The 26,084-nt window shown below is 62.1% G+C and carries 20 protein-coding genes; 15 read left to right on the top strand and 5 right to left on the bottom strand.

All coding sequences use genetic code 11. The features are described from left to right. Positions 1-21: 21 nt before the first annotated feature. A complete protein-coding gene (locus ACO6VD_RS15685) occupies positions 22-1,521 on the bottom strand; it encodes a PLP-dependent aminotransferase family protein (RefSeq protein WP_422420340.1) in 1,500 nt (499 codons plus the stop codon). Between the two features lie 193 nt (positions 1,522-1,714). On the opposite strand from ACO6VD_RS15685, the gene ACO6VD_RS15690 reads away from it, so the two are divergent. The 7 genes from ACO6VD_RS15690 to ACO6VD_RS15720 all read left to right on the top strand — a co-directional run bounded on the left by ACO6VD_RS15690 (position 1,715) and on the right by ACO6VD_RS15720 (position 8,082). After that, positions 1,715-2,695 carry a quinone oxidoreductase family protein gene (locus tag ACO6VD_RS15690; RefSeq protein WP_400170183.1) on the top strand — a complete coding sequence of 327 codons (981 nt, stop codon included), beginning with the start codon at positions 1,715-1,717 and terminating at the stop codon, positions 2,693-2,695. A 13-nt stretch (positions 2,696-2,708) separates the two neighbouring features. Beyond that, entirely contained in the window at positions 2,709-3,557 is an 849-nt protein-coding gene (locus ACO6VD_RS15695; protein WP_422420342.1) for a TauD/TfdA dioxygenase family protein, read from the top strand. A 67-nt stretch (positions 3,558-3,624) separates the two neighbouring features. Beyond that, positions 3,625-4,677 carry a 3-keto-5-aminohexanoate cleavage protein gene (locus ACO6VD_RS15700; protein WP_422420344.1) on the top strand — a complete coding sequence of 351 codons (1,053 nt, stop codon included), beginning with the start codon at positions 3,625-3,627 and terminating at the stop codon, positions 4,675-4,677. A gap of 108 nt (positions 4,678-4,785) precedes the next feature. After that, a complete protein-coding gene (locus tag ACO6VD_RS15705; RefSeq protein WP_422420346.1) occupies positions 4,786-6,102 on the top strand; it encodes an MFS transporter in 1,317 nt (438 codons plus the stop codon). After that, the gene (locus tag ACO6VD_RS15710; protein ID WP_422420348.1) at positions 6,099-6,752 is read left to right on the top strand and encodes a DsbA family oxidoreductase; all 654 of its coding nucleotides are present in this window, start codon (positions 6,099-6,101) and stop codon (positions 6,750-6,752) included. Before ACO6VD_RS15705 ends, ACO6VD_RS15710 begins: the two co-directional genes overlap by 4 nt. Beyond that, on the top strand, positions 6,749-7,075 hold the full coding sequence (locus ACO6VD_RS15715) for a Rieske (2Fe-2S) protein (protein WP_422420350.1): 327 nt from the start codon (positions 6,749-6,751) through the stop codon (positions 7,073-7,075). The genes ACO6VD_RS15710 and ACO6VD_RS15715 overlap by 4 nt, the downstream gene beginning before the upstream one ends. Further along, complete coding sequence (locus ACO6VD_RS15720) at positions 7,072-8,082, top strand: YeiH family protein (protein WP_422420352.1); 1,011 nt, start codon at positions 7,072-7,074, stop codon at positions 8,080-8,082. The genes ACO6VD_RS15715 and ACO6VD_RS15720 overlap by 4 nt, the downstream gene beginning before the upstream one ends. A gap of 46 nt (positions 8,083-8,128) precedes the next feature. On the opposite strand, the gene ACO6VD_RS15725 is transcribed toward ACO6VD_RS15720, so the two are convergent. Further along, on the bottom strand, positions 8,129-9,136 hold the full coding sequence (locus ACO6VD_RS15725; RefSeq protein WP_422420354.1) for an AraC family transcriptional regulator: 1,008 nt from the start codon (positions 9,134-9,136) through the stop codon (positions 8,129-8,131). A 276-nt stretch (positions 9,137-9,412) separates the two neighbouring features. Between ACO6VD_RS15725 and ACO6VD_RS15730 the strand changes: the two genes are divergently transcribed. The 8 genes from ACO6VD_RS15730 (at position 9,413) to ACO6VD_RS15765 (ending at position 21,145) form a co-directional block, all read left to right on the top strand. Next, positions 9,413-9,979 carry an RBBP9/YdeN family alpha/beta hydrolase gene (locus ACO6VD_RS15730; RefSeq protein ID WP_422420356.1) on the top strand — a complete coding sequence of 189 codons (567 nt, stop codon included), beginning with the start codon at positions 9,413-9,415 and terminating at the stop codon, positions 9,977-9,979. Between the two features lie 85 nt (positions 9,980-10,064). After that, a complete protein-coding gene (locus ACO6VD_RS15735; protein ID WP_422420358.1) occupies positions 10,065-12,020 on the top strand; it encodes a DUF1302 domain-containing protein in 1,956 nt (651 codons plus the stop codon). A 41-nt stretch (positions 12,021-12,061) separates the two neighbouring features. Next, positions 12,062-13,420, top strand: a complete 1,359-nt coding sequence (locus tag ACO6VD_RS15740; protein ID WP_422420360.1) for a DUF1329 domain-containing protein — start codon at positions 12,062-12,064, stop codon at positions 13,418-13,420. A 96-nt stretch (positions 13,421-13,516) separates the two neighbouring features. Continuing rightward, on the top strand, positions 13,517-14,584 hold the full coding sequence (locus ACO6VD_RS15745; protein ID WP_422420362.1) for a WD40/YVTN/BNR-like repeat-containing protein: 1,068 nt from the start codon (positions 13,517-13,519) through the stop codon (positions 14,582-14,584). Positions 14,585-14,613: 29 nt separating this feature from the next. Continuing rightward, positions 14,614-17,085 carry an efflux RND transporter permease subunit gene (locus ACO6VD_RS15750; RefSeq protein WP_422420364.1) on the top strand — a complete coding sequence of 824 codons (2,472 nt, stop codon included), beginning with the start codon at positions 14,614-14,616 and terminating at the stop codon, positions 17,083-17,085. After that, positions 17,078-18,856 (top strand): acyl-CoA dehydrogenase C-terminal domain-containing protein, encoded by a 1,779-nt coding sequence (locus ACO6VD_RS15755; protein WP_422420366.1) that lies wholly within the window; start codon positions 17,078-17,080, stop codon positions 18,854-18,856. The genes ACO6VD_RS15750 and ACO6VD_RS15755 overlap by 8 nt, the downstream gene beginning before the upstream one ends. 11 nt (positions 18,857-18,867) lie before the next feature. After that, on the top strand, positions 18,868-20,511 hold the full coding sequence (locus ACO6VD_RS15760) for a fatty acid--CoA ligase (protein WP_422420368.1): 1,644 nt from the start codon (positions 18,868-18,870) through the stop codon (positions 20,509-20,511). A 46-nt stretch (positions 20,512-20,557) separates the two neighbouring features. Further along, positions 20,558-21,145: a flavin reductase family protein gene (locus ACO6VD_RS15765; RefSeq protein WP_422420369.1), complete on the top strand. Its 588-nt coding sequence runs from the start codon at positions 20,558-20,560 to the stop codon at positions 21,143-21,145. Between the two features lie 71 nt (positions 21,146-21,216). On the opposite strand, the gene ACO6VD_RS15770 is transcribed toward ACO6VD_RS15765, so the two are convergent. The 3 genes from ACO6VD_RS15770 to ACO6VD_RS15780 all read right to left on the bottom strand — a co-directional run bounded on the left by ACO6VD_RS15770 (position 21,217) and on the right by ACO6VD_RS15780 (position 26,077). Continuing rightward, entirely contained in the window at positions 21,217-22,986 is a 1,770-nt protein-coding gene (locus ACO6VD_RS15770; RefSeq protein ID WP_422420371.1) for a GMC oxidoreductase, read from the bottom strand. A 389-nt stretch (positions 22,987-23,375) separates the two neighbouring features. Continuing rightward, entirely contained in the window at positions 23,376-24,920 is a 1,545-nt protein-coding gene (locus ACO6VD_RS15775) for a class I adenylate-forming enzyme family protein (RefSeq protein ID WP_422420373.1), read from the bottom strand. Beyond that, a complete protein-coding gene (locus ACO6VD_RS15780) occupies positions 24,920-26,077 on the bottom strand; it encodes an acyl-CoA dehydrogenase family protein (RefSeq protein ID WP_422420375.1) in 1,158 nt (385 codons plus the stop codon). The genes ACO6VD_RS15775 and ACO6VD_RS15780 overlap by 1 nt, the downstream gene beginning before the upstream one ends. Between the last annotated feature and the right edge of the window lie 7 nt (positions 26,078-26,084).

The following is a 26,084-nucleotide window of genomic DNA, read 5'->3' on the forward strand; positions in this document are numbered from 1 at the left end:
GATAAGGCCACTGGCCGATGGCTAAAGCGCGTGGCCCATGGCCTTGAGCGCTTGTACCAGCGCCTCGACCTTGGCTTCGGCGTGCTCCTGCGCCGTGCCGGCAAAACCGATCAACAGGGCAGGGGGCAGGTAGCGCTGCAGGCAGTAGTCACTCAAGGCGTAGGTATGCACACCCTGCAAGGCCAGTTGACGGGCGACTTCCTGGTCGTCCAGGTGGGGCGGCAGCCAGGCGATCAGGTGCATGCCGGCTTCCACCGGGGCAACTTTGAAGAAATGCCCGAGCCTGCGTTCAAGCACTTCCAGCAGGCATGTCTGGCGAGCCTGATAGAGCGCACGCATGCGGCGGATATGGCCGATGAAGTGACCTTCAGCCATAAAGTCGGCGGTCACCGCCTGCAACAGGGTCGGCGGGCTGCGGTCCATCACCGCGCGGATGGTGCAGAACGGCTCGACCAGGGCGTGCGGCAGAATCACATAGCCCAGGCGCAGGGAGGGGAACAGCACTTTGCTGAAGGTGCCAACGTAGATCACCCGGTCGCTCTGGTCCATGGCGTACAACGCCGGCAATTGCCGCCCGCTGTAGCGCAGCTCACTGTCGCAGTCGTCTTCGATGATCCAGCGTTGATTGGCCGCAGCCCAGTCGATCAGTTCCAGGCGCCGACTGTGGCTGAGGGTGACGCCCAAAGGGTGCTGACGTGAAGGGGTGGTGAATACCAGACGGGCCTCGGGGCTGTCGGCGATGCCTTGTTGCACATCGATGCCCTGGTCGTCGATACGCACCGGTACGACCTGGCAGCCGTGGGCCTGGAGGGCGATCCGTGCGGCGATATGGCCGGGATCTTCCATCCACACCGGGTCTTCAGGGTTGAGTAGCAGCATTGCCAGCAGGTTGAACGCCTGCTGGGCACCGGAGACGATTACCACCTGCTGGGCACTGCAGTCTATGCCACGGGCATCGAACACGTACTCGGCAATGGCCTGGCGCAAACCCTCCAGCCCCTGCAACTCGCCGTAGCCGAGCAGGGCCTTGCTCGGCTTTTGCACATGGCGGTTGATCAGACGCTTCCAGATATGCTGAGGGAAGGCCTCGAATGCGCCGTGGCTGGGCAAAAAGGACGTTGGCGTGTCCGGGCTGTAGTGTGCGTAGGACACCCCGCGAAAATGATGGCTGCGCAGCGACAACATCGACTGGCTGAGGTCGGACAACCGAGGTGGCGTGGGCGTTTGCTCCTGGTCACCCTGGCCGGAGCGTTCCCATTCATCCCCCACGTAGGTCCCGGCGCCGGTGCGCGACACCAGGAAGCCTTCGGCAATCAATTGATCGAAGGCATTGAGCAGGGTAATGCGCGATAGGTTCAGCTCCTGGCTCAGGGTTCGTGTCGAAGGCAGGCGTATGCCGCCTTGCAGCCGGCCGGTGAGGATCTGCTTGCGAATCTGCAGGTAAAGCTGGCGATAAAGCGGGGTGGCACTGTCGCGGTCCAGCTCAATACCTGATAACAGCAAACCGGCTGGGGACTTCATTCAAGGCTCATTGGCAAGGTCAAGAAGGCCTCGCCATCGTACGAGAAAGGACCCCAGGCGGCCAGTGGCACAGGCTTGTCATGAAATGAAAACACCTTGTCGCCGGATGCGAAGCACCCCGTAGACGTTGGGCATAGAGTCCAATCACCTGAACTGACGCAGTGCGTCCAGATCGATGATTGGAGAGACAAGAATGTCCAAAGTCGTACGTTTCTATGAAACTGGTGGTCCTGAGGTGCTGCGCTATGAGGACGCCGAGGTCGGCGAGCCTGGCCCGGGCCAGGTGCGCTTGCGCCAGGTTGCGGTTGGCCTGAACTATGCCGACACCTATTTCCGCAACGGCACCTACCCGATTCCGATGCCCAACGGCATGGGCGTCGAGGCAGCCGGGGTGGTGCAGGCCGTAGGCGAGGGCGTGACCAACGTCGCGGTCGGCGACCGGGTGACCTACACCGGTTTCCTCAATACCCTGGGTGCCTATTGCACCGACCGTCTGATCGGTGCGGCTGCGCTGATCAAGCTGCCGGAAACCATCGCCTTCGAGACCGCCGCAGCCATGACCATGCGTGGTCTGACCTCGGCCTATCTGATGCGCCGCCTGTACGATTTCAAGCCCGGCGACACCATCTTGCTGCACGCCGCCGCCGGTGGTGTTGGCCTGATCGTTTCGCAGTGGGCGCGACTGCTCGGCGTCAACGTGATCGGCACCGTATCCACGGAAGCCAAAGCCGAAGTGGCCCTGGCCCATGGCTGCACGCACACCATCAACTACAGCCATGAAGACGTGGCCAAGCGTGTGCGCGAGCTGACCGATGGCGTCGGCGTCAATGTGGTGTTCGACAGCGTTGGCAAAAGCACCTTCATGGCCTCGCTCGACTCGCTCAAGCGCCGTGGCCTGATGGTATGCGTCGGTACTGCCTCCGGCACCATCCCGCCGTTCGATCCGCAGATTCTGGCCATGAAAGGCTCGTTGCACCTGACCCGACCGGCACTGGCCGACTACATCGCCGACCCGGCGGAGAAGGCTGATCTGGCCGGTGAGCTGTTCGACCATGTCAGCAGCGGCCGCATCAAGATCGAAATCAACCAGCACTACGCCTTGCAGGATGCCGTGCAGGCGCACCGTGACCTGGAAGCGCGCAAAACCACCGGTTCGTCAATCTTCGTCATCTGAAGAGGCTTGCAACATGCACATCGAACAACTGACCTGCGCCATCGGTGCTGAAGTGTCCGGGGTCAACCTGGCGGACGCAGTGCACGATGACGATCTGTTCGACCAGCTCCGGGCGCAATTGCTCAAGCACCGGGTGCTGTTTTTGCGTGACCAGAACATCAGCCGCGCCGAGCATGTGGCCTTTGCCCGGCGCTTTGGTGAACTGGAAGACCACCCGGTAGCTGGCAGCGACCCGGAACATCCGGGTCTGGTGCAGATCTACAAGCGCCCGGACCAACCCGCCGACCGCTACGAAAACGCCTGGCACACCGACGCCACCTGGCGCGAGGCACCGCCGATGGGCTGTGTGTTGCGCTGCGTGGAGTGCCCACCGGTAGGTGGCGACACCATGTGGGCGAATATGGTGCTGGCCTACCAGAACCTTCCGGATGAGGTGAAGCAGAAGATCGAAGGCCTGCGCGCCCGCCATAGCATCGAGGCCAGCTTTGGCGCGGCGATGCCGTTGGACAAGCGCCTGGCGCTCAAGGCGCAGTTCCCGGACGCCGAGCACCCGGTGGTGCGCACGCACCCGGAAACCGGCGAGCAGGTGCTGTTCGTCAATGCCTTTACCACCCATTTCAGCAACTACCACACCCCGCAACGGGTGCGTTTCGGCCAGGACGCCAACCCCGGTGCAAGCGATCTGCTGCGTTACCTGATCAGCCAGGCGTACCTGCCCGAGTATCAGGTGCGCTGGCGCTGGAAGCCCAACAGCATCGCCATCTGGGATAACCGCAGCACCCAGCATTACGCAGTCATGGACTACCCGGCCTGCCATCGCAAGATGGAGCGCGCCGGGATCAAGGGCGACCGCACCTACTGACAGCGGACCAGCATTACCCCTCCGCTTGACGGCGGAAACCAACAATAACAAGACCGAGGACTGAAGCATGCAATTCTTCGACGATTCGTTGCACCCGGAAAACATGGAAAAGGTGGTCATCACCGTCGCCCCTTATGGCCCGGAATGGATGCCTGAGGACTTTCCCGAAGACATTCCGCTGACCATGGACGAACAGGTCCAGAAGGCTGTTGACTGCTACGAAGCCGGCGCCACTGTACTGCACCTGCATGTACGTGAGCTGGACGGCAAGGGCTCCAAGCGCCTGTCGAAATTCAACGAACTGATTGCCGGTGTGCGCGAAGCCGTACCGGAGATGATCATTCAAGTGGGCGGTTCGATTTCCTTCGCCCCGGAAAGTGATGGCGAAGCGGCCAAATGGCTGTCCGACGACACCCGCCACATGCTCGCCGATCTGACGCCCAAGCCTGATCAGGTCACCGTGGCCATCAACACCACGCAAATGAACATCATGGAGCTGCTGTATCCGGAATACCTGGAAGGCACCTCCCTGGCCAACCCTGGCATTCAGGCCGCCTACAGCGAGATGACCGTACCGGCAGGCCCTGCCTGGGTACGCGAACACCTGCGCCGCCTGCAGGCGAGCAATATTCAGCCGCACTTCCAGCTGACCGGCATGCATGCCCTGGAAACCCTTGAGCGCATCGTCCGCCGCGGCGATTACATGGGCCCGCTGAACCTGACCTGGATCGGCATCGGTGGCGGTTTTGACGGTCCGAACCCGTTCAACTTCTTCAACTTCATTCATCGCGCGCCGGATGGCTGCACCTTGACCGCAGAATCGCTGCTCAAGAACGTGCTGCCGTTCAACACCATGGCCCTGGCCATGGGCCTGCACCCGCGCTGCGGCAACGAAGACACCATCATCGACCACCACGGCAAGCGCTTCACCTCGGTGCAGCAGATCCAGCAGACCGTGCGCGTAGCCCACGAACTGGGACGCGAAATCGCCAACGGCAAAGAGGCCCGTGCCATTTACCGCATCGGCCAGCAGTACAGCAGCATCGAAGAAACACTCAAAGCCAACGGAATGGCGCCTAACCGCCTGCCGGGTCACAAGGGTGTGCCACAGCGCGGCTGACCGGACTGGGTCGGCCTGTGACGGCGGTGCCGACCCACCCAGCCCAACGCGCTGTTAGTCAGGCTTCTCATAACAACAAGACTAACGCCAGACAACCGAGGAGGCAGCATGGCCGCCTATATCGCCAGCGCCACAGATGATGGCGCCGACACTTCACGTGACATTCCAAGGCGTTATGCCTGGATTGTCTTCGCCTTGACCTTTGGCCTGCTGATTTCCGACTACATGTCGCGTCAGGTGCTCAATGCGGTATTCCCGCTGCTCAAAAGTGAATGGGCGCTGACCGACAGCCAGCTTGGCCTGCTCAGCGGCATCGTCGCGCTGATGGTCGGGCTGCTGACCTTTCCCCTGTCTTTGCTCGCCGACCGCTTTGGTCGGATCAAAAGCCTGGTACTCATGGCGGTGCTCTGGAGCCTGGCCACCCTGGGCTGTGCGCTGGCAGAGAACTACCAGCAGATGTTTATTGCCCGATTTCTGGTAGGTGTCGGCGAAGCCGCTTACGGCAGCGTCGGCATCGCCGTGGTGGTCGCGGTGTTCCCCCGGGACATGCGCGCGACCCTGGCCGGCGCCTTTATGGCCGGTGGCATGTTCGGTTCGGTCCTGGGCATGGCCCTGGGCGGTGTCATGGCCCAGCACCTCGGCTGGCGCTGGGCATTTGCCGGCATGGCCTTGTTCGGCCTGATCCTGGCGCTGGTCTATCCCTTGCTGGTCAAAGAGGCCAAGATTTCGCCGAAACGCTCGCAGGTGCCCTGCAAGGCATCCCGTCCGTTGCGCACCTTGTACAGCAGCCGTTCGGTCATCGCCGCCTATGTTGCCAGCGGCTTGCAGTTGTTCGTCGGTGGCACGGTAATCGTGTGGATGCCCAGTTACCTGAACCGCTATTACGCCATGGGTACCGACAAGGCGGGCGTGGTCGCCGCGATCATCGTACTGTGCAGCGGCATCGGCACGATCCTCTGCGCGATGCTCTGTGACCGCCTCGGTCGTCAGCGTCCGGACCGCAAGATCAGCCTGGCCATCGCCTATTGCCTGGGCAGCTGCCTGTTGCTGTCGCTGGCCTTTGCCTTGCCTTCGGGCACCGCGCAACTGGTGCTGATCTGTCTGGGCATGATGATCGCGGTCGGCACCAACGGACCGTCCAGCGCCATGGTCGCCAACCTGACGCATTACTCGGTGCATGGCACCGCCTTCGCCACCCTGACCCTGTCCAACAACCTGCTGGGCCTGGCGACCGGGCCGCTGATTACCGGCCGGGTTTCCGACGTGATCGGCCTGCAGGCGGCATTCCAGCTGGTACCACTGATCAGCATTGTCTCCGCCGCAGTGTTCTTTATTGCCAAGCGCCACTACCACAGCGACATGGCTCGTCTGGACGGTGCGCAGCCACAAGCTGACGCGACACCGCTTCAAGAGGTAAAACCGTGAAACAAACCTTAACCATCGATGTATTTTTCGACTTCATCTGCCCCTGGTGCCTGATTGGCCAACGCCAACTGCAGCGTGCGCTTGAGCAACTGCGCAGCGAGCAGCCAGATGTCGAGGTCAACCTGCGCTGGCGGGGTGTGCAACTGCTGCCCGATATGGCCAGGACCGGCCAGCCGTTCGAAGCGTTCTACCGTAAGCGTCTGGGCAGTGATGAAGCGGTGCGTCAACGCCAGGCCCAGGTGCGCGCCGCCGCTAGTGCTGCGGGGGTAAGCATCGATTTCTCGCGTATCAGCCGCATGCCCAATACGGCCGACGCCCACCGGTTGATGCAACGCGCGGTCGCGCTGGGTGATCCGGCGCGGGTTGAAGCTCTGTTGGCTCAGCTGTTTGCGGCCTATTTTCAGCAGGGCAAGGATCTCGGTGATCCGATTACCTTGCTGCAGATTGCCCGCGACTGCGGACTGAGTCCGTTGCAGGTCGCCGATTGCCTGCGTGGCGATGCCAGTCCGTTTATGGATGCTAACGACCACATGGGCGAAGGTGTGCCGTATTTTCGTTTCAACCGCTATCACGCGGTGAGCGGCGCCCAGCCCGCCGAGTTACTGCTCGAGGTCATGTGTGAAGCGTTGGAACAGGATGTGCTGGCATGAGTTATCGCTATCCTGTGCCGACAGCCAAGGTTCCAGAGCGCAACAGCCGTGTATTGCTGACCTTTGCCGACAAGAGCCTGGCGCTGTTCAACGTCGCCGACCATTTCTACGCCATCGATGACAGCTGCCCGCACCAGGGTGCGTCGTTGTGTGGCGGGCGCCTGGAAGGGCGCGTGATCCAGTGTTGCGCCCACGGCCTGCGTTTCGATCTGGCCAGCGGTTATCTGCTCAATTCCACCCAGCTCAAGGTCGCCAGTTACCCGGTCGAGCGCCAGGGCGAGCAGCTGTTCATTGTTATCGATTCCGAGGAGGGCGGTGTATGAGCACTGTCGCCATTGCCGCCGTCAACAATCGGGTGCGCACACTTGCGCCGGGGTTTGTGGTCAGTCTGATCGCCGCGGCTGCAGCCAGTTTTCTCAGCGAGCACTACGGTGCGCCGGTAATGCTGTTTGCCCTGTTGCTGGGCATGGCGCTGAACTTCCTTTCCGCTGACGGCAGTTGCAAGGCCGGTATCGAATTCACCGCACGCACGGTGTTGCGCATCGGGGTGGCGTTACTGGGCATGCGCATTACTCTGGAGCAGATCGCCAGTCTCGGCTGGAAGCCGGTGGCCCTGGTGGTCATTATTGTCGTGGTGACGATCAGCGTATCGATGGTGGTCGCCAAGGCACTGGGCTTCAACCGCCTGTTCGGCATGCTCACGGGTGGTGCGACGGCAATCTGCGGTGCTTCGGCGGCCTTGGCGCTGGCAGCGGCGTTGCCTCAGCACAAGCAGAAGGAACATGCGACGCTGTTTACCGTGATCGGCGTGTCGGCGCTGTCGACCCTGGCGATGATCCTCTATCCGATGATTGCCGGCTGGTTACAGCTGTCGCCGCCACAGGCCGGGGTGTTTCTCGGCGCCACGATTCACGATGTCGCGCAGGTGGTGGGGGCGGGGTACAGCATGTCTACCGAGACCGGTGACATTGCGACCGTGGTCAAGCTGATGCGGGTGGCGATGTTGCTGCCGGTGATTGTCTGTGCGGCGATGATTACCCGGCGCGCCGGGGATGATGCCAGCGGGCAGCGGCCGCCGTTGTTGCCCTGGTTTGCGGTGGGCTTTGTGTTGCTGGCATGTCTGAACAGCACGGGCTGGGTGCCAACGCTGGTGCAGGGCGGGATCAATGACCTGTCGCGCTGGTGTCTGGTGGTGGCGATCAGTGCGCTGGGGATGAAGACCCAGCTCAAGGAACTGGCCAAGGTCGGCTTCAAGCCCATTGCCTTGATGGTAGGGGAGACGGTGTTTTTGGTATTGCTGGTATTGGCCTTGATGCACTGGGGATTGTAGGATTGATAGCACCTGTGGGGCTAGCTCCCACAGGTGCTTTACCCCCTCAGCGCGGCTGTACACCATGCTGCACCCGCCAGGTAGCCGGCGGCACACCAAACTGCGCAATAAACCAGCGAGTAAACGAGCTGGGCATCGAATACCCCAGCATGTCGGCAATCCGCCCCAACGAGTAACTGGGATTCTCCAGATAACGAATCACCAGATCGCGCCGCACGCCGTTGATCAAATCACTGAAGGTCACCCCACATTCCTCCAGCCGGCGCTGCAGGGTCCGTACGTTCATGCCCTGAGTCTGCGCCACCTGCTCGATGGTGGCGCGCCCCATGGGTAGCAGCAGGTAGATGGTCTTGCGCATCTCCAGCTCCAGCGACAGTTTGCCCCCGGCCAGCGTATCCAGGTAGCGCTGGGCCAAGCGCGCCATGGCCTCGTTGGCCAGGGGATTGGCCGCATCCAGGTCAGCCGCCGGGCAGACAATGCCATTGAACTCACTGCCAAACACCAGCTTGCAACCGAAAATCCGCCGGTGAATGGCAAGGTCGGCCGGCGCGTTGTGGGTGAAGTTGGCACTGATTGGATGCCAGTGAGCACCGAGGACCGCCGCACATAAACGGCGCATCACGCCGATGGCCAGCTCCGTGGCCTGGCGACTGCTGTACGGCAGGTCACTGACCACTTCTTCACGAATGATCACGGTTTTGCCCGCGTCCTCTATATGGATGGCCAGGGCGTCGTTCAGCAGGTGACGGTATTGCACGATTACCTGCAAGGCGCCGCGCAAAGTGCGCTGGTGAGTGAGCAGCAGGCTGATTTCGCCAAAGTCCGATAACTGGCGCAGTTCGGCCATGCGCAAGCCGAAGCTTTCACAGCCACTGACCCGCGCCGACTCTTCCAGCAGGGTTATCACGCTGGAGACCGCAAGGCGTTGGTTGGGATCATCCAGCAGCGCGGCACTCAGGCCGACCTGGGCCAATAAGGAATGCGGGTTCAGGCCTACATGGCGCGACACTTCGAGGTAATTGGTCAAGCTTGAAGCACGGACGAGGGCGGTCATTTTATTGTTTTCCACGCGTTCTCATTAGGCGTCCCGCTTCTGTGGCGGGTCGCTTTTTATAGCCTGAGTGTCGTCAAATGAAAAGCCGTTTCCTGCCTCCAAGCTGACACAAAATGCCGGCCTCTCAAGCATAGCGGACGGCTGCCCGCACCCCTGTCATCAAATGTGAAGTCACTGACGTTCAATGTAAAGCACCCGGGGGGAGGGGGGATTAGTGTGGCTCTCGAAGCGCTCACCTTAGGTGGTGAGCCGACTGTCCTGAGCATAGGTGCTGATGTGGAAAGATTGCATACCGCCGCTACCGTCCTGATCGTCCCCGGCCTGCGCGACCATGTCGCCGAACATTGGCAGACCCTGCTGCAGGCGAAACTGGCCAAAGTCCGCGCGGTACCGCCGCTGCAGGTCAATGGCCTGGACTGCAACGCCCGGGTCGAAGCTATCCAGCGCGAGCTGGAGCAGATCGAAGGTGAAGTAGTGCTGGTCGCGCACAGCGCCGGTGTGTTGATGGTCGCCCATTGGGCCGCGCGCTTTAACCGACCGATCAAAGGCGCGTTGCTGGCCGCACCACCGGACCTTAACGCGCAGTGGCCTGAGGCATATCCAAGCCCGGACACTCTGCGCGCCAACGGCTGGGCACCGCTGCCGATCACCCCGTTGCCGTTCCCGAGCATTGTCGCCGCCAGCAGCAACGACCACCTGGCCAGCCTTGAGGCGGTTACTGCCATGGCCGAGGGCTGGGGCAGCGAGCTGGAGCTGCTGGGCGCTGTCGGGCACCTGAACCCGGCTGCCGGATTCGGTGCCTGGCCGCAAGCCGAAACATTCATTCAAAGCCTGGACCGTTAACCCTGCCGTCGCGCATGGACGCTTGACCAACGCCCGCAAAAGTCGGGCGGCGAGAACAAAAATAACAATTCGTGGAGTCATCGTAATGCCAAAACACCGCATTCTCTGCGCTGTGCCGTCGCAGCGTTGTCTGCTCGCCTGCGCCATCAGCCTGCTCGCACTGCCTGGCGCCCAGGCGTTCGAAGTCGATACCGGTAATGAAGACTGGGCCGTGCGCCTGGACAACACGGTCAAGTACAACTACGGCGTACGTACCGAAAGCGCCGACAAGCGCATGTTGGCAACGCCGAACAACAACGACGGCGATTACAACTTCCGCAAGGCCGGCACCAACATCACCAACCGCGTCGACCTGCTGACTGAACTGGACGTGATCTACCAGGGCCACATGGGTTTTCGCGTCAGTGCCGCCAGCTGGTACGACAAGGCCTATGACAACACTGGCTCCAACTCCAATCCTTTCGTCAACGGTAATGGCGACAGCTCCGGCATCGTTCCGAGCCTCAATGGCTTGCCGGGTACCGGCACGCCGCTGGGCAGCCCGCACCTGAGCAACTACGCCCAGCGTTACTACAGCGGCCCGTCCGGTGAAGTGCTCGATGCCTTCGTGTTCATGAGCACCGACATCGGCGAGAGTTCGCAACTGAGCGGCAAACTTGGCCAGCACAACCTGTTCTGGGGCGAGACCCTGCTCAATCCGGTGCACTCGCTCAGCTATGGTCAGTCCGGTCTGGACCTGGCAAAGCTGGCGGCGTCGCCTGGTACTGAAGCCAAGGAGCTGTTCGTACCGCGCAACCAGCTGTCGACCTCGTTCCTGGTGAACCCGGAACTGACCATCGGCGCGCAGTATTTCTTCGAATGGGATGCCGCTCGCTTGCCGGAAGCCGGCACCTATTACGGCGGTTCCGATGTGGTGGGTGAGGGCGCCCAGAGCTTCCTCCTTGGTCACACCGGCACGCCAGGGCTGATCCCGGTGCGCGGTGCGCTGACCAGCATCCGTCGCGGCGAAGACCTGAACCCGGAGAAACGTGGTGACTGGGGTATCATGGCCAAGTGGTCGCCGGAATGGCTGGGCGGCACCCTCGGTTTCTACTACCGCAAGACTTCGGAAATTCTCCCGCAAGCCTGGCTCGATACCCGCGGCCTGACCGTTGCCCGTGGCCCGTTCGGCAATCCGCCAGCCGGCCGCCAGGGCGCAGTAGGCAACCTCTACAACTCGCTGCAGAGCGCCACCTACCAGTTCGCCTACGCCGACAACATCGACGTCTATGGCCTGAGCCTGTCCAAGGACGTCGCCGGCATCAGCGTCGGCAGCGACCTGAACATCCGCCATAACATGCCGCTGGCGAGCATTCCGGCAATCGTCAGCGCACCCGGCCAAGGTGGCCTGGGTGGCGGCTTCGGTCTGTTGCCGCCGCGCCTGCCAAGCAGCGGTGTGGTCTACGACGTGCCCAGTGATGGCGACGGCATGGGTGCCACCGGCCAGACGCTGCACTGGACCCTCAACGGCCTGATGACCATCGCCGATACGCCGCTGTTCGACAGCGCAACCCTGTTGGGCGAGCTGTTCTACAGCAACCTGCTCAAGCTCGATGGCCACAACGAGGCCTTGTACAAGGGCAAGAGCAGCTACCGCGGGATCGACAAGCCGACCCGTGACAACTGGGGTATCGCCGTCAACTTCACCCCGACCTGGTACCAGGTCATGCCCGGTGTCGACATGAGCATGCCGCTGTCGATCAACGTCGGCCTCGATGGCATCTCACCGGTGCAGGGCGGCGGCGCCGAAGACACCGGCACCTATGCCGTGGGCGTCAGCGCCGCGGTGTACAACCAGTATTTCGTCGACCTCAAGTATGTCGACAGCTTTGGCAAGTCGCAGTCGTGCAACAACGGCCAGACCGATGGCACGACTCCCAATGCCCTGGACGGCGAGCAGGATTACACCTGCTACGGCGGAGGCTATGCCTCTTTCTCTGGCGGCGGGGCGACCACTGAGGACCGTGGCGCGCTGTACCTCACCGTTAAAACCACTTTTTGAGTCACGTCTTCCTTCAGACATCACGCAGGAAAACAATCATCATGAACTATATGCGTACACTGCTGGCCACCTGCCTGTCACTGGCTTCCATCCACTGCGCCCAGGCCGCTGTCTCCAGCGACCAGGCAGCCCGCCTCGGCACCAGCCTGACCCGTATCGGTGCCGAAAGCGCCGCCAACGCCGACGGCTCCATTCCTGCCTACCAGGGCGGCCTGGTTACCCCACCGGCCAGCTTCAAGAGCGGCGACAGCATGCGCCCGGACCCGTTTGCCGGTGAAAAGCCGCTGCTGGTCATCAATGGCAAGAACGCCGATCAATACAAGGGGCAACTGAGCGCAACGACCCAGGAGCTGCTCAAGCGCTTCCCGACCTTCTCGGTCGATGTCTATCCGACCCACCGTACCGTGGCGCTGCCTCAGCCGGTGCTGGACAACACCGCGAAAAACGCTGTCGGCGCGCAGAGCAAGGAGGGCGGTGCAGCCGTTGAAAACGTGCTGCCGGGTATTCCGTTCCCGATTCCCCAGACCGGTGCCGAGGCTATGTGGAACTTCCTGCTGCGCTATCAGGGCGTGAGCATGGCGGCCAAGTACGACTCGTGGAACGTCGACTCCGCCGGTGTGCCGACCCTGTCCACCACCGGTCAAGCCAACATCAGCTACCCGATCTATGAGGACATGAGCAAAACCATCGGGGCCAAAGATACCTACTACCAGATGAAGCTGGTGTACACCGCACCTGCCCGGCGTGCCGGTGAGGCCATGATGCTGCGTGACGCCGCCAACCCGTTGGTGCAACCACGTAGCGCCTGGCAGTACCTGCCGGGGCAGCGTCGGGTCAAGCTCGCGCCGAACCTGGCGTATGACACGCCAAACCCCGGCACCTCGGGTTCGGGTACCTATGATGACGTGTTCGTCTTCAACGGCGCCCTGGACCGCTACGACTGGACCCTGGTGGGCAAACAGGAAATGTTTGTGCCTTACAACACCTACAAGCTCACCTACAACACCGACATCAAGCAGCTCATCACCCCCAACCATCTGGCGCCGCAATTCGTGCGCTGGGAGAAGCACCGCGTGTGGGTCGTCGAAGGCAAGCTCAAGGACGGCGCCCGTCACATCTATCACAAGCGCCGCTTCTACCTCGACGAAGACAGCTGGATCGCTCTGGCATCCGATCAGTATGACGCGCGTGGTCAGCTGTACCGTGGTTCGTTCGCCTTCCTCAGCCAGAGCTACGACAAACAGACCCCGGACGCCACGCCTTTCATGATCTACGACCTGGTCGGCGGCACCTACAACCTCAATGGTGTAGTGGGCGCGTACGGCGGCATCCGCTACATCGAGCCGCTGTCCAAGACCCAGTGGTCGCCTGAGTCCCTGGCCGGGGCCGGCATTCGCTGAGTTCGTCCGCAGCTAGTGTGAGCTCCGCCATCCGAGGATGGCGGAGCCTTTGTTGAGCAGTCTGCTGCGTGCAGCGGCGATCCCGGAGGACCCGGTATGTATTTTCTCAAGCGCTGTACTGCGTTGATGCTGACGTGGACCGCCCTTCAAGGTGCGGCACAGGCCGCACCTTACATGGATGTGCTGGATCTGCCGGCCATGCCCAGTGCCCTGGCGACCGCCAGCCCGTTGCGTGACGTCAGCAACGTCGGCGCGCGCCTGGTGGCTGTCGGTCCACGCGGGCACATTCTGTATTCCGATGACAACGGCGGCCATTGGCAGCAAGCCAGTGTCCCGGCCAGTGCCGACCTCAATGCCGTGAGCTTTCCCAGTGCCGAGCAGGGCTGGGCAGTGGGCAATGACGGGGTGATCCTGCACAGCCGCGATGGCGGTGTCAGTTGGCAGAAACAACTGGATGGTCGCGTACTGGGCGAGCAGGTGCTGGCTTACTACCGCGCCCAGGCCAAGGCCGCACCGGACGACGAGCGTTGGCCAACGCTGATTGCCGAAGGCGAACGGTTGGTACAAGAAGGCGCCGACAAACCCTTTCTGGATGTCTGGTTCGCTGACGAACAAAACGGCTTTGCTGTCGGGGTCTTCAACCTGCTGCTGCACACCCGAGACGGCGGTCAGCACTGGACCCCATGGCTCGAGCGCAGCGACAACCCGCAAGGGCTGCACCTGACCAGCCTGGCCAGCGTCGACAGTGCGCTGTACATCACCGGTGAGCAGGGCCTGTTGCTCAAGCTCGACGCCGATGGCCAGCGCTTCACCCGCCTGACCACACCTTACAGCGGTACCTTCTTTGGCGCCGTCGGCAAACCAGGCGTGCTGCTGGTCTATGGCTTGCGCGGCCATGTGTTGCGCAGCACCGATGGTGGCCAGCACTGGCAACCGGTGAACACCGGGGTTGCCAACAGCATTACCGCGGGCAGCCTCGACAGTGGCGGACAGCTGTGGCTGTTGAGTCAGGCCGGGCACGTGCTGCTCAGCCGCGACGACGGTGCCAGTTTCACCCAGGTCAAGCAAACGGCACGCACACCGATCAGTGCGGCGGCATTCGATGCCGCGACCGAGTTGGTGCTGGTAGGCGAACGTGGCGTGCGCACGCTCGCCGTCGAATAAATGCCGTCCCCATAACAAGAGATAACCTGATGGCCACTATCCAACAAGACACCTTGCCGGTGATCCGCACCCTCGGCGAATTTGACACGCGCTCCGGCAACTGGCTGGAACGCCTGGTGTTCAATCATCGTCTGCCGTTCATGCTGCTGATGCTGCTGGCGACCCTGGTGCTGGGGTTCATGGCCGTGACGCGCCTGGAGCTGCGGCCCAGTTTCGAGAAAATGATTCCGCAGAGCCACCCCTACATCCAGAACTACCTCGACAACCGTCAATCGTTGCGCGGCCTGGGTAACTCGTTGCGGGTGGTGGTGGAGAACACTCAGGGCGACATCTTCGACCCGGACTACCTGCAGACCCTGCGCCATATCAACGACGAGCTGTTTCTCAGCCAGGGCGTCGACCGCGCCTGGATGAAATCGCTGTGGAGCCCGGCCGTGCGCTGGACCGAAGTCACCGAAGAGGGCTTCCAGGGCGGACCGGTGATGCCCGACAGCTACCAGGGCTCACCGGCCGACATCGAGCAACTGCGGCAGAACATCGAGCGCGCGAACATCGTCGGCAGCCTGGTTGCCCGCGATTTCAAATCGAGCATGCTCATTGTGCCGCTGCTGGACCAGGACTCGGCCACCGGCCGTGGCATCGATTATTACGCCTTTTCGCAGAAGCTCGAGCAGCTGCGCAGCCAGTACGAGTCCCAGGGTAACTACAAGATTCATGTGATCGGTTTTGCCAAGCTGATGGGCGACCTGATCGACGGGCTGATCCAGGTCATGCTGTTCTTTGCCCTGGCGGTGGCCACCACCCTGGTGATCATCTACCTCTACACCCGTTGCGTGCGCAGTACCCTGCTGGTGGTGCTGTGTTCATTGACGGCGGTGGTCTGGCAGCTGGGTATTGTCGCCTGGCTGGGTTACGCCATCGACCCTTACTCGATCCTGGTGCCGTTCCTGATTTTCGCCATTGGTGTGTCCCACGCCGCGCAGAAAATGAACGGCATCATGCAGGACATCGGCCGCGGCACCCATCGCCAGGTGGCCGCGCGCTATACCTTCCGGCGCTTGTTCATTGCCGGTGTCACCGCGCTGCTCGCCGACGCGGTGGGCTTTGCCGTGTTGATGCTGATCGACATCCCGGTCATCCAGGACCTGGCAATCACCGCCAGTATTGGCGTAGCCGTGTTGATCTTCACCTCGTTGCTGCTGATGCCGGTGGCGCTGTCGTATGTCGGTGTCGGCCGTAAAGCCGCCGAACGCGCCTTGCGCATCGACTCGCGGGCCGCCGAGCACCGTGGCTTCGGCAAGCTCTGGGACCTGCTCGATCGCTTCACCACGCGTAAATGGGCGACGGCGACATTGATCGTGGCTGCGCTGCTGGGGGCTGGCGGCTTTGCCATGAGCCTGCAATTGAAGATCGGCGACCTCGACAGTGGCGCTCCGGAACTGCACGCCGATTCCCGCTACAACCGCGACAACGCCTACATCACCGGCCATTACGCGCTGTCCAGCGACACCTTCGCGATCATGATCAAGACCGCTCCCGAAGGCTGCCTGCGCTATCAGACCCTGGTACTCGCCGACCGCCTGGCTTGGGAGCTGCAGCAACATGCCGGGGTGCAGACCACGCTGTCGTTGACCAACGCGGTGCGCCAGATCACCGCCGGTACCTACGAAGGCAACCCCAAGCTCAATAGCATTCAGCGCAACCAGGATGTACTCAACTACGCGGCGCAACAGGCCTCGGTCAACGCCCCGGAGCTGTTCAACAACGACTGCTCGCTGATGCCGGTGATCGCCTACCTCAAGGACCACAAGGCCGACACCCTGGACGAAGTGGTCGCCGTCGCCGAGCGCTTCGCCCAGGCCAACAGCAGTGAGGACCGCCAGTTCCTGCTGGCCGCTGGCAGCGCCGGGATCGAAGCGGCGACCAACATCGTGGTCCGCGATGCCAACCGCACCATGCTGTTGCTGGTGTACCTGGCGGTCACCGTGTTCTGCCTGATTACCTTCCGCAGCTGGCGCGCCACGGTTGTCGCCGTGCTGCCGCTGGTACTGACCTCGGTGCTGTGCGAGGCGCTGATGGTGATGATGGGCATTGGCGTGAAGGTCGCGACCTTGCCGGTCATCGCTCTCGGCGTGGGTATCGGCGTGGACTACGCGCTGTACTTGCTCAGCGTGCAGTTACATTACCAGCGCAAGGGCATGCCGCTGTCGGAGGCCTATGAGAACGCCGTGGCCTTCACCGGCCGGGTGGTTGGCCTGGTCGGTATCACCCTGGCCGCCGGCGTGGTCGGCTGGGCCTGGTCACCGATCAAGTTCCAGGCCGACATGGGCATCCTGCTGACCTTCATGTTCCTGTGGAACATGCTCGGCGCGCTGATCCTGATTCCGGCGCTCTCGCATTTCCTCCTGCCTGGCACAAAAGCCCAGGCCACTGCTCACAGCACCGTTCCTAGCGGGCTGCAAAACACCACCAAAGAAGTCGAGTATTCGCATCATGTCTGATTACCGTCCACCTTTGCGCGACATGGATTTCCTGTTCAACGAGGTCTTCGACATTCCGGCCATCTGGTCACGGATTCCAGCGTTGGCCGAGCATGTCGACGCCGACACGGCCAAGGCCATTCTCGAACAGGCGGGCAAGGTCATCGCCCAGGTAGTGGCGCCGTTGAACCGCAGTGGCGATGAGCAAGGTTGCCGCTGGGAAGACGGCCGGGTAATCACCCCCGATGGCTTCGCCCAGGCCTATCGCACCTATGCCGAAGATGGCTGGGTCGGTGTCGCAGGCGCCGTGGAGTACGGCGGCATGGGCATGCCCAAGGTCATTGGCGCCCAGGTCGAGGAGATGCTCAACGCCGCCAACCTGTCGTTTGGTCTGTACCCGATGCTCACCGCCGGGGCCTGCCTGTCGTTGCTCAATCACGCCAGCGACGCACTCAAGGCCCAGTATCTGCCGGCCATGTACGAAGGCCGCTGGACCGGCTCGATGTGCCTGACCGAACCGCATGCCGGTACCGACCTGGGCTTGATCCGCACCCGCGCCGAGCCTCAGGCCGACGGCAGCTACCGTATCACCGGGACGAAGATTTTCATCACCGGTGGCGAGCAGGACCTGAGCGAGAACATCATCCACCTGGTGCTGGCCAAGCTGCCGGATGCGCCAAAAGGTGCCAAGGGCATCTCGTTGTTCCTGGTGCCCAAGGTGATGGTCGAAGATGACGGATCGCTGGGCGAGGCCAATAGCCTCGGTTGTGGCTCCATCGAACACAAGATGGGGATCAAGGCCTCGGCCACCTGTGTGATGAACTTCGATGGTGCCATCGGCTATCTGGTCGGTGACCTGAACAAAGGCTTGAATGCCATGTTCACCATGATGAACTACGAACGCCTGGGCGTCGGTATCCAGGGCCTGGCGTTGGGTGAGCGCTCCTACCAGAACGCAATCGACTACGCCCGCGAGCGCCTGCAAAGCCGCGCACCGACCGGCCCGGTTTCGGCCGAGCAGGTGGCCGATCCGATCGTCGTGCACCCGGACGTGCGGCGCATGCTGCTGACCATGAAAGCCCTGAACGAAGGCGGGCGCGCATTTTCCACTTATGTGGCGCTGCAACTGGACCTGGCCAAATACAGCGAAGACGCCGCCGAGCGCAGCAACGCCGAAGCGCAGGTGGCGTTGTTGACGCCGGTGGCCAAGGCGTTCCTCACCGACATGGGCCTGGAAACCACCGTGCATGGCCAACAGGTATTTGGCGGCCACGGTTACATCCGTGAATGGGGCCAGGAACAGCTGATTCGTGACTGCCGCATCACTCAGATCTACGAGGGCACCAACGGTATCCAGGCCATGGACCTGGTGGGGCGCAAACTGGTTGCCGACGGTGGCCGCACGCTGAACGTGCTGTGCGCACAGATCAAGGCATTCGCCCAAGGGCTCGACCCATCACGCGCCGAGTTCAGCGCGCCGCTGCTGGGCGCCGTCGACAATCTCGAAGAACTAACGGCCTGGGTGCTCGACCGTGCGCAAGGCAACCCTCAGGAAATCGGCGCCGCGGCGGTCGAGTACCTGCATGTGTTCGGCTACACGCTGTACGCCTATATGTGGGCGCAGATGGCCGATGTCGCCCTCGAGCAACATACGCGCAGCGACTTCCATGCCAGCAAGCTGGGCACCGCGCGCTTCTACTTTGCCCGCCTGCTGCCGCGTATCCAGTCGCTCAGCGCCACCGTCAAGGCCGGCAGCGCCAGCCTGTTCCTGCTTGACGCCGAACAACTGTGAAGGATGCAGAAATGATCAACACTCGCGTCATAGCTCCTGCACCGGGAGCCTACAGCTACCCATTGCTGATCAAGCGTCTGCTGCTGTCGGGCGTGCGCTATCAGCCCGGCCAGGAAATCGTCTACGCCGACAAGCTGCGCTACACCTATATGACCCTGCTTGAACGCATCCAGCGCCTGGCCAATGTGCTGGTCGAGGCCGGCGTCAAACCGGGTGACACCGTGGCCTTGCTCGACTGGGACAGCCATCGCGCGCTGGAATGCTTTTTTGCCGTGCCAATGCTTGGCGCGGTACTGCACACGGTCAATGTGCGCCTGTCGGCTGAACAGATCCTCTACACCATGAACCACGCCGAGGACCGGCTGGTGTTGGTGCATGACGATTTCCTGCCGCTGATGGAGCAGTTGCAAGGTGAACTGAACACGGTCGAGGGCTATATCCGCTTCAGCGATGCCGAACCTTGTGCCACCGGTCTGCCTGTGCGCGGTGAATACGAGGCCTTGCTGGCAGCCGCAGACAGCCAGTTCGAATTCCCCGATTTCGACGAGAACTCCCTGGCGACACTGTTCTACACCACAGGCACCACCGGTAACCCGAAGGGCGTGTATTTCACCCATCGCCAGCTGGTGCTGCATACGCTCAACGAGCTGGGCACTTTTGCCGCCTGTGGCGGTGAGCCGTTGCTGCGTTCGGGCGACGTGTACATGCCGATCACGCCGATGTTCCATGTGCATGCCTGGGGCGTGCCCTATGTGGCCACCGCGCTGGGAATCAAGCAGGTTTACCCCGGGCGTTACGAACCCAACCAGCTGGTGCGCCTGTTCCGGGAAGAGCAGGTGACCTTCTCGCACTGCGTACCGACCCTGCTGCAGATGATGCTCGACTGCGAAGAAGGCCGGCAGACTGATCTGGGCGGCTGGAAAATGCTCCTCGGCGGCAGCGCCTTGACCCAGGGCCTGGCGGCACGCGCTAGTGCTCGCGGGATTCGCGTGCACTGCGGTTACGGAATGTCCGAGAGCTGCCCGCTGTTGTGCCTGACCAGCCTGAGCGCCGAAGACCTGGCACTGCCCATGGAGCAGCAGGTGCCGCTGCGGATCAACGCCGGTGTGCCGATCCCGCTGGTGGATCTGCGCATTGTCGATGAGCAGGGCAAGGACGTGGCGCATGACGGTGAAACCCTGGGGGAGGTGGTGGTGCGCGCACCCTGGCTGACCCAGGGTTACCTCAAGGAACCGGAGCAAGGCGCTGCGCTGTGGGCGGGCGGCTGGATGCACACCGGCGACATGGCCTGTATCAACGACCGCGGAGTGGTGCAGATTCGCGACCGGATCAAGGACGTGATCAAGACCGGTGGCGAATGGATCAGCTCGGTGGCGCTGGAAAGCCTGATCAGCCAGCACCCGGCCGTCGATTCGGTGGCGGTCGTGGGTATTGCCGATGCGCAGTGGGGCGAGCAGCCGTTGGCCCTGGTGGTCACCGTCGTTGGTATGCAGCTGGACCAGCCAGCCCTGGCGCAGCACCTGCAACAGTTTGTCGACAGCGGGCGTCTGAACAAATGGGCGGTGCCGCGCCAGGTGCGGTTCGTCGAGGAGATTCCGAAAACCAGTGTCGGCAAGATCAACAAGAAGCTGATTCGCGAGATGCACGCGGGATAACGACGCGCTTACAATCGTTCATCCACTGCCCGAATCAAGGTGCTGCATGAACGATTTTATCGCCCCGGTCGAACTGGCCAAGGCCTACCGCTTGCTCAACCACGGGCCCACCGTGCTGGTCTCCGCCTGCCATGCGGGCGTCGACAACGTCATGGCGGCGGCCTGGGCCTGTGCCCTGGACTTCATGCCGCCGAAACTGACCGTGGTGCTCGACAAGGCCACGCAAACCCGCACGCTGGTCGAGCAAAGCGGCTTGTTCGTGATCCAGGTGCCGACGGCGGCCCAGGTTCAGCTCACTCATGATGTGGGCACCAAAAGCCTGGCCGACACGCCGGACAAGTTGCAGCGCGCCGGTGTCGAACTGATGCGCATGCCCGGCCATGAACAACCGTTCGTGGCCGGTTGTGCCGCCTGGCTGCTCTGTCGGCTAGTGCCTGAGCCGCACAACCAGCAAGCCTACGACCTGTTCATTGGCGAAGTCATCGACGCCTGGGCCGATACGCGGGTATTCAAGGACGGTCACTGGCACTTCGAACAAGCTGACCCTGCACTGCGCAGCCTGCACTACATTGCCGGTGGGCACTTCTATGCCATTGGCGATGTGCTGACGGCTAAGGTCGATAATGAGGATTGAGCGCTGAAAAAAAAACCGGGGCTGCTGCACATAACTTTGTGCCGCAGCCCCGGTCACGCCTGGAATACGGATCAGACCTCAGTCAAATCCGATGTCGGCGGTTGTTTGGTGCTATTGACGTTGTCCAGCTGCTGATCAGCCAGGTCCTGCGCCAGGGCTACCATGGTCATGGTCGGGTTCCACGAGCCACTGGCCGGCCATAGTGCGCCGCCGGTGACATACACGTTCTCCACACCATGGGGACGGTAATCCAGGCCGACCACACCTTCATCTTTGTCGCCGATCCACAGTGTCGATCCCTCATGCACCAGCCCGGCTACCCGGCGGGCTTCGACACCGGGGCGTTCGGCGCTCCAGCTGCCCTGGTTCGGATCCCCGTGCCAGTACTCGACGTTACCCTCAGGCGCGAAGACCCGTTCCATCATCTGGAAGGTGCCTTCATCCATGGTGTCCCAGGTCAGGCGGTCGTTTTCACTGGCCAGTACCTGCAGGGTGACGTTGGTGGTCGGGTCTTCCTGATCGTTGCGGTGGAAGTGGTTTTCCGGGTTACGGAAATCCATTTCGCCAAGCACCGCGCAGACGAACACCAGCTGGTCTTTCGACGACTCCAGTTGCGCCATTGACGCGGTAGCCACCACATCCGGCATGTAGCGCGCAGCTTTTTGCGCGTTCTTCAGCGGCTCACGATCAGACAGCACCGACAGTTGCACATGGAATTGCATGGCATTGTGCTTGTTCTGTCCGGCCAGGTAGATCGCGGCCAGCTCCAGCTCGCCGAGCTTGTCGGCGAACGGATAGTCCTTGCGCGGCACGCGGGCGACCACGGAGGTGATGAAGTGGGCGGTAAAGCGGTCACCTGCGCGTTTGACCTGTGGGAAGGAGTTCATCAGCAGCGTGGCGGGGGGCAGGGTGCCCATTGCCAGGATCAGCTTGGCGTTGCCGATGTTGACCACGCCACGCGAGGTTTGCAGGGCCGTGGCAGCGCCATCCTGCTGGTGAATGCGTTCGACAATACACTCGGTGACGATCCGCAGCGGGCTGCCCTTGCCCCGCGTCGCAAGATCGGCCTGGCGACTGGCCAGTTCCATGATTGCTGCCGGGGTGGAGAACTTCGCAAAGTCCACGCCACCGGCACGATCGGCAGCCGCCGCCAGAGGCGCAGGCAGCCAGCGGGTTGCCGAGTCGATCTTGCCGATGTTGCGGTTGAGCATGTCCTGTAGAGACAACTGCATCGTGCCGTACACCGGACGCTGCTGGGTGACCTGTTCACGCTGTTGCGGATCCAGTTGCGTGTCGATCTTGTCGGCGGGGATCACGTTGAGCAGTGCTTCAGCCGATTTAAACCGGGCCTGCACCGCGGCAATGGTCTGCTCCGGCCAGAACGCCATTTCTTCCTTGGTGGGACGTGGACACCAGGCGCTCCACATGATGCTGCGGCCACCGAAGAACGGCACCATCCCGTGCTGCCAGCCGATATGACCAGGCGGCTGGCTGGCGGTGCGGGCAGACAGGGTCCAGGGGAAGGTTTCGGAAAAACCGCCGAGGGTTTTCTGGTAAGGGATCGGCAAGTTCTGGAAGTGTTCGGGCAGGAAGAACGGCCCGCGCTCGATCATCAAAATCCGCGCCTGCGGTTTGCTGTCGAGAATGCGTTCGGCGAACGCCAGCGAACAGAAACCGGTGCCGATGATGATGAAATCGAATTGCTCTTCTTCGCGGACTTGCTTCCATTGGCTTTCCGAGAGAAAGAACACGTGGTCGAGCACTTTTTGTGCGGTGGGCGTTTGTGGTCCGGGAGTAGGGTAGCCGTGACCGAAGTTGGTTGAACTGGTGACTGCGCTCATGTGTTGCCTCCATTGCAAACGGGCAGAGGGGTAATCGTCCTTGTGTCGCCTGTACAGCCCGCCTAACGCTAGCAGAGCAAAGTGGCATTTCAAGGGGAGCGGCAATCGGTAGATGAGCGGTGTTGCTTGCAGTAATCCGGGCCCGCTGCACGGTATCGCGGCCCGGTATACAAGGCCGCCTCCCACGCATTGTCAGGAACGAAATCAAGCCATATTGCTTCATTCGAAACTGATCTTAAGCCGGCTTGGTGGTCTGCAGGGTTAATCCTGTGGGAGCTGGCGAAGCCAGCGAGGGGCCGGTACAGACCACAACAAACTGCAGCCGGGTTTTGCGACCGCTGTGCGGTCGATCGCCGGCTAGCGCCAGCTCCCACGGTTCAGGTATTACGTCAAAGCTCCAGGCTCATGGCCTTGAGCTGATGCTTGAGCACTTTACCGGTCGCTGCACAGGGCAGGGCAGTGAGTACCCGTACATGGCTGGGTCGCTTGTACGGAGACAAGTGCTCGACCAGGTGCGCTTTGAGCGCAACCAGGTCGAAGCTTTCGGCATCCGCCACCTGAACGAACGCCACCACCTCTTCATTGCCCGGCACCGGGCGCCCGACCACGGCCGAGAGCACTACACCGGGAAAGGCATTGAGTACCGCTTCGACTTCCGGCGGATAGACGTTGAAGCCCGAGCGAATGATCAGTTCCTTGCTGCGCCCGACAATAAACAACGCGCCCTCATCATCCTGGCGCGCCAGGTCACCGGTGTTCAACCAACCGTCAGCGGTCAACACCTGCGCGGTCTGTTCGGCGGCGCGGTAGTAGCCTTTCATCACGTTGGGCCCACGCACCCACAATTCTCCGACTTCACCCCGCGGCACGGCGTTCTGCCGCGCGTTGTCGAGCAAGAGAATCTCCAGCCCTGGAATTGGCCGGCCCACCGAAGTATCGCCGCGCGGTGCTTCGATGCGGGTCTGGCTGACGGTTGGCGAGCTTTCGGTCAAACCGTAACCGTTGTGCAGCGGCACACCGAAGCGTTGCTCGACGGCATCTTTCAAGTTCATGTCCAGCGGCGAGCCGCCGGCATACATGAAACGCAACTGCGGTGCGCGCAGTTCAAGGCAGTCACTGTCGGCAAGCTCCAGCAAGCGGGCGAACATGGCAGGCACGCCCTGCATCAGGGTGATGCCGTCTTCGGCCAGCGCCCGCGCCAGTTCCGCAGCGTCAAAGCGCGCCTGCAGTTGCAACGCGGCGCCACTGTAAAGACTTGCCAGGCACACGGCGGTCAGGCCAAACACATGGGAAATCGGCAGCACCGCATAAACTCGATCCTCCCGGCGCAACTGACGCAGGCGACTGGCGGTGCAGGCGATGTACAGCAGGTTGCGGTGGGTAAGCATCACGCCTTTGGGTTCACCGGTGGTGCCAGTGGTGTAGATCATCGCGGCGACTTGCCCGGCGGCGTTGTGCTCCACCGGTTCAACCAGGCAGGTGCTGTTCAGCTCACCGAGATGAAAGCTGCCCAGATGAGCAACCTCACGTGGCTGCGCGCCAACCCGCTCGGCATGGCGTGCGGCACTGCTCGAAGCGGCGCTGGCAAACAGTACCCGGCGTGGCGTGCAATGGCGCTTCAGGGTATCCAGTTCACTGGCCGACAAGCGTGCGTTGACGACTACTGCCCAGGCATCCAGGCGACTCAGGGCGAGCAGGGCCGCGACCAGCAAGCGGCAGTTCTCCGCCACCAGCATCACCCGGTCGCCACCGCGCACGCCGTCCTGGACCAATTGCGCCTGCAGCAGGTCTACAGCAAGGCGTAGTTCACCGTAGCTGAGGGTTATATCCCCCTCATGCAGGGCAGGGTTGGCGGCGTGTTCGCGACCGTGACGGTCCAGCAGCTGGTGCAGGCGTTCAGGCAGTTCGGCAAGGATTGCATCGCGCTCGTGCATCAGCGGTTCCCCGCACGACGGATCAGGTTACGCGCGATCACCAGTTGCTGGATCTGCGTGGTGCCTTCGTAAATGCGGAACAGGCGCACATCACGATAGAAACGTTCGATGCCGTATTCGGCGACGTAACCGGCGCCACCAAAGATCTGCACGGCTCGGTCAGCCACGCGCCCGCACATTTCCGAGGCGAACATTTTGCAGCACGACGCTTCCATCGAAACGTCCTGCTTGAGATCACGTTTGCGCGCAGCGTCGAGGACCATGCAGCGCGCGGCATAGATCTCCGCCTGGCTGTCGGCAAGCATGGCCTGGATCAACTGGAACTCCGCCAGCGGCTGGCCGAACTGCTGACGTTCCAGCGCATAGGTCAGGGCATCGTCGAGCATGCGCTCGGCAGCACCCACGCAGATTGCGGCGATGTGCAGACGGCCCTTGTCGAGCACTTTCATGGCGGTCTTGAAGCCGACGCCTTCGACGCCACCAATCAGGTTGTCCGCCGGAATGCGGCAGTTTTCGAAGATCACGTCGCAGGTGTGCGCGCCTTTCTGGCCCATCTTCTGGTCGACCTTGCCCAACGACAGGCCAGGGGTGCCGGCTTCAACGATGAACGCCGAGATGCCGCCCGCACCTTTGATCTGCGCGTTGGTACGGGCCATGACGGTGAAGATGCCGGCTTGCGGGGCATTGGTGATGAAGCGCTTGGTGCCGTTGAGCACGTAGCTGTCGCCGTCACGCACCGCACTGGTACGCAGCGCGGCTGCATCGGAACCGGCGCCGGGTTCGGTCAGGGCGAACGAGCCGATCAGCTCACCCGAAGCCATGCGTGGCAGGTAGTGGCGCTTCTGCGCTTCAGTGCCATCGATGATCAGGCCCTGGGATCCGATGCCGTTGTTGGTGCCGATCAGGGAACGGAATGCCGGCGAGGTCTTGCCCAGCTCGAAGGCGACCAGAACTTCTTCTTCCATGCTTAAACCCAGGCCGTCGTAATCCTGGGGAATGCACAGGCCGAACAGGCCCAGCTCGCGCATTTCCTCGACGATGGACGCCGGAATCCGGTCGTGTTCCGCCACCTCATGCTCGGCTGGCACCAAGCGTTCACGGACGAACCGCGACAGGCTGTCGAGCAGCAGGGTGAGTGTTTCCTGATCGTTGATCATGCAAGAC

The sequence above is a fragment of the Pseudomonas sp. GZD-222 genome (assembly GCF_049310525.1).
GTDB lineage: Bacteria > Pseudomonadota > Gammaproteobacteria > Pseudomonadales > Pseudomonadaceae > Aquipseudomonas.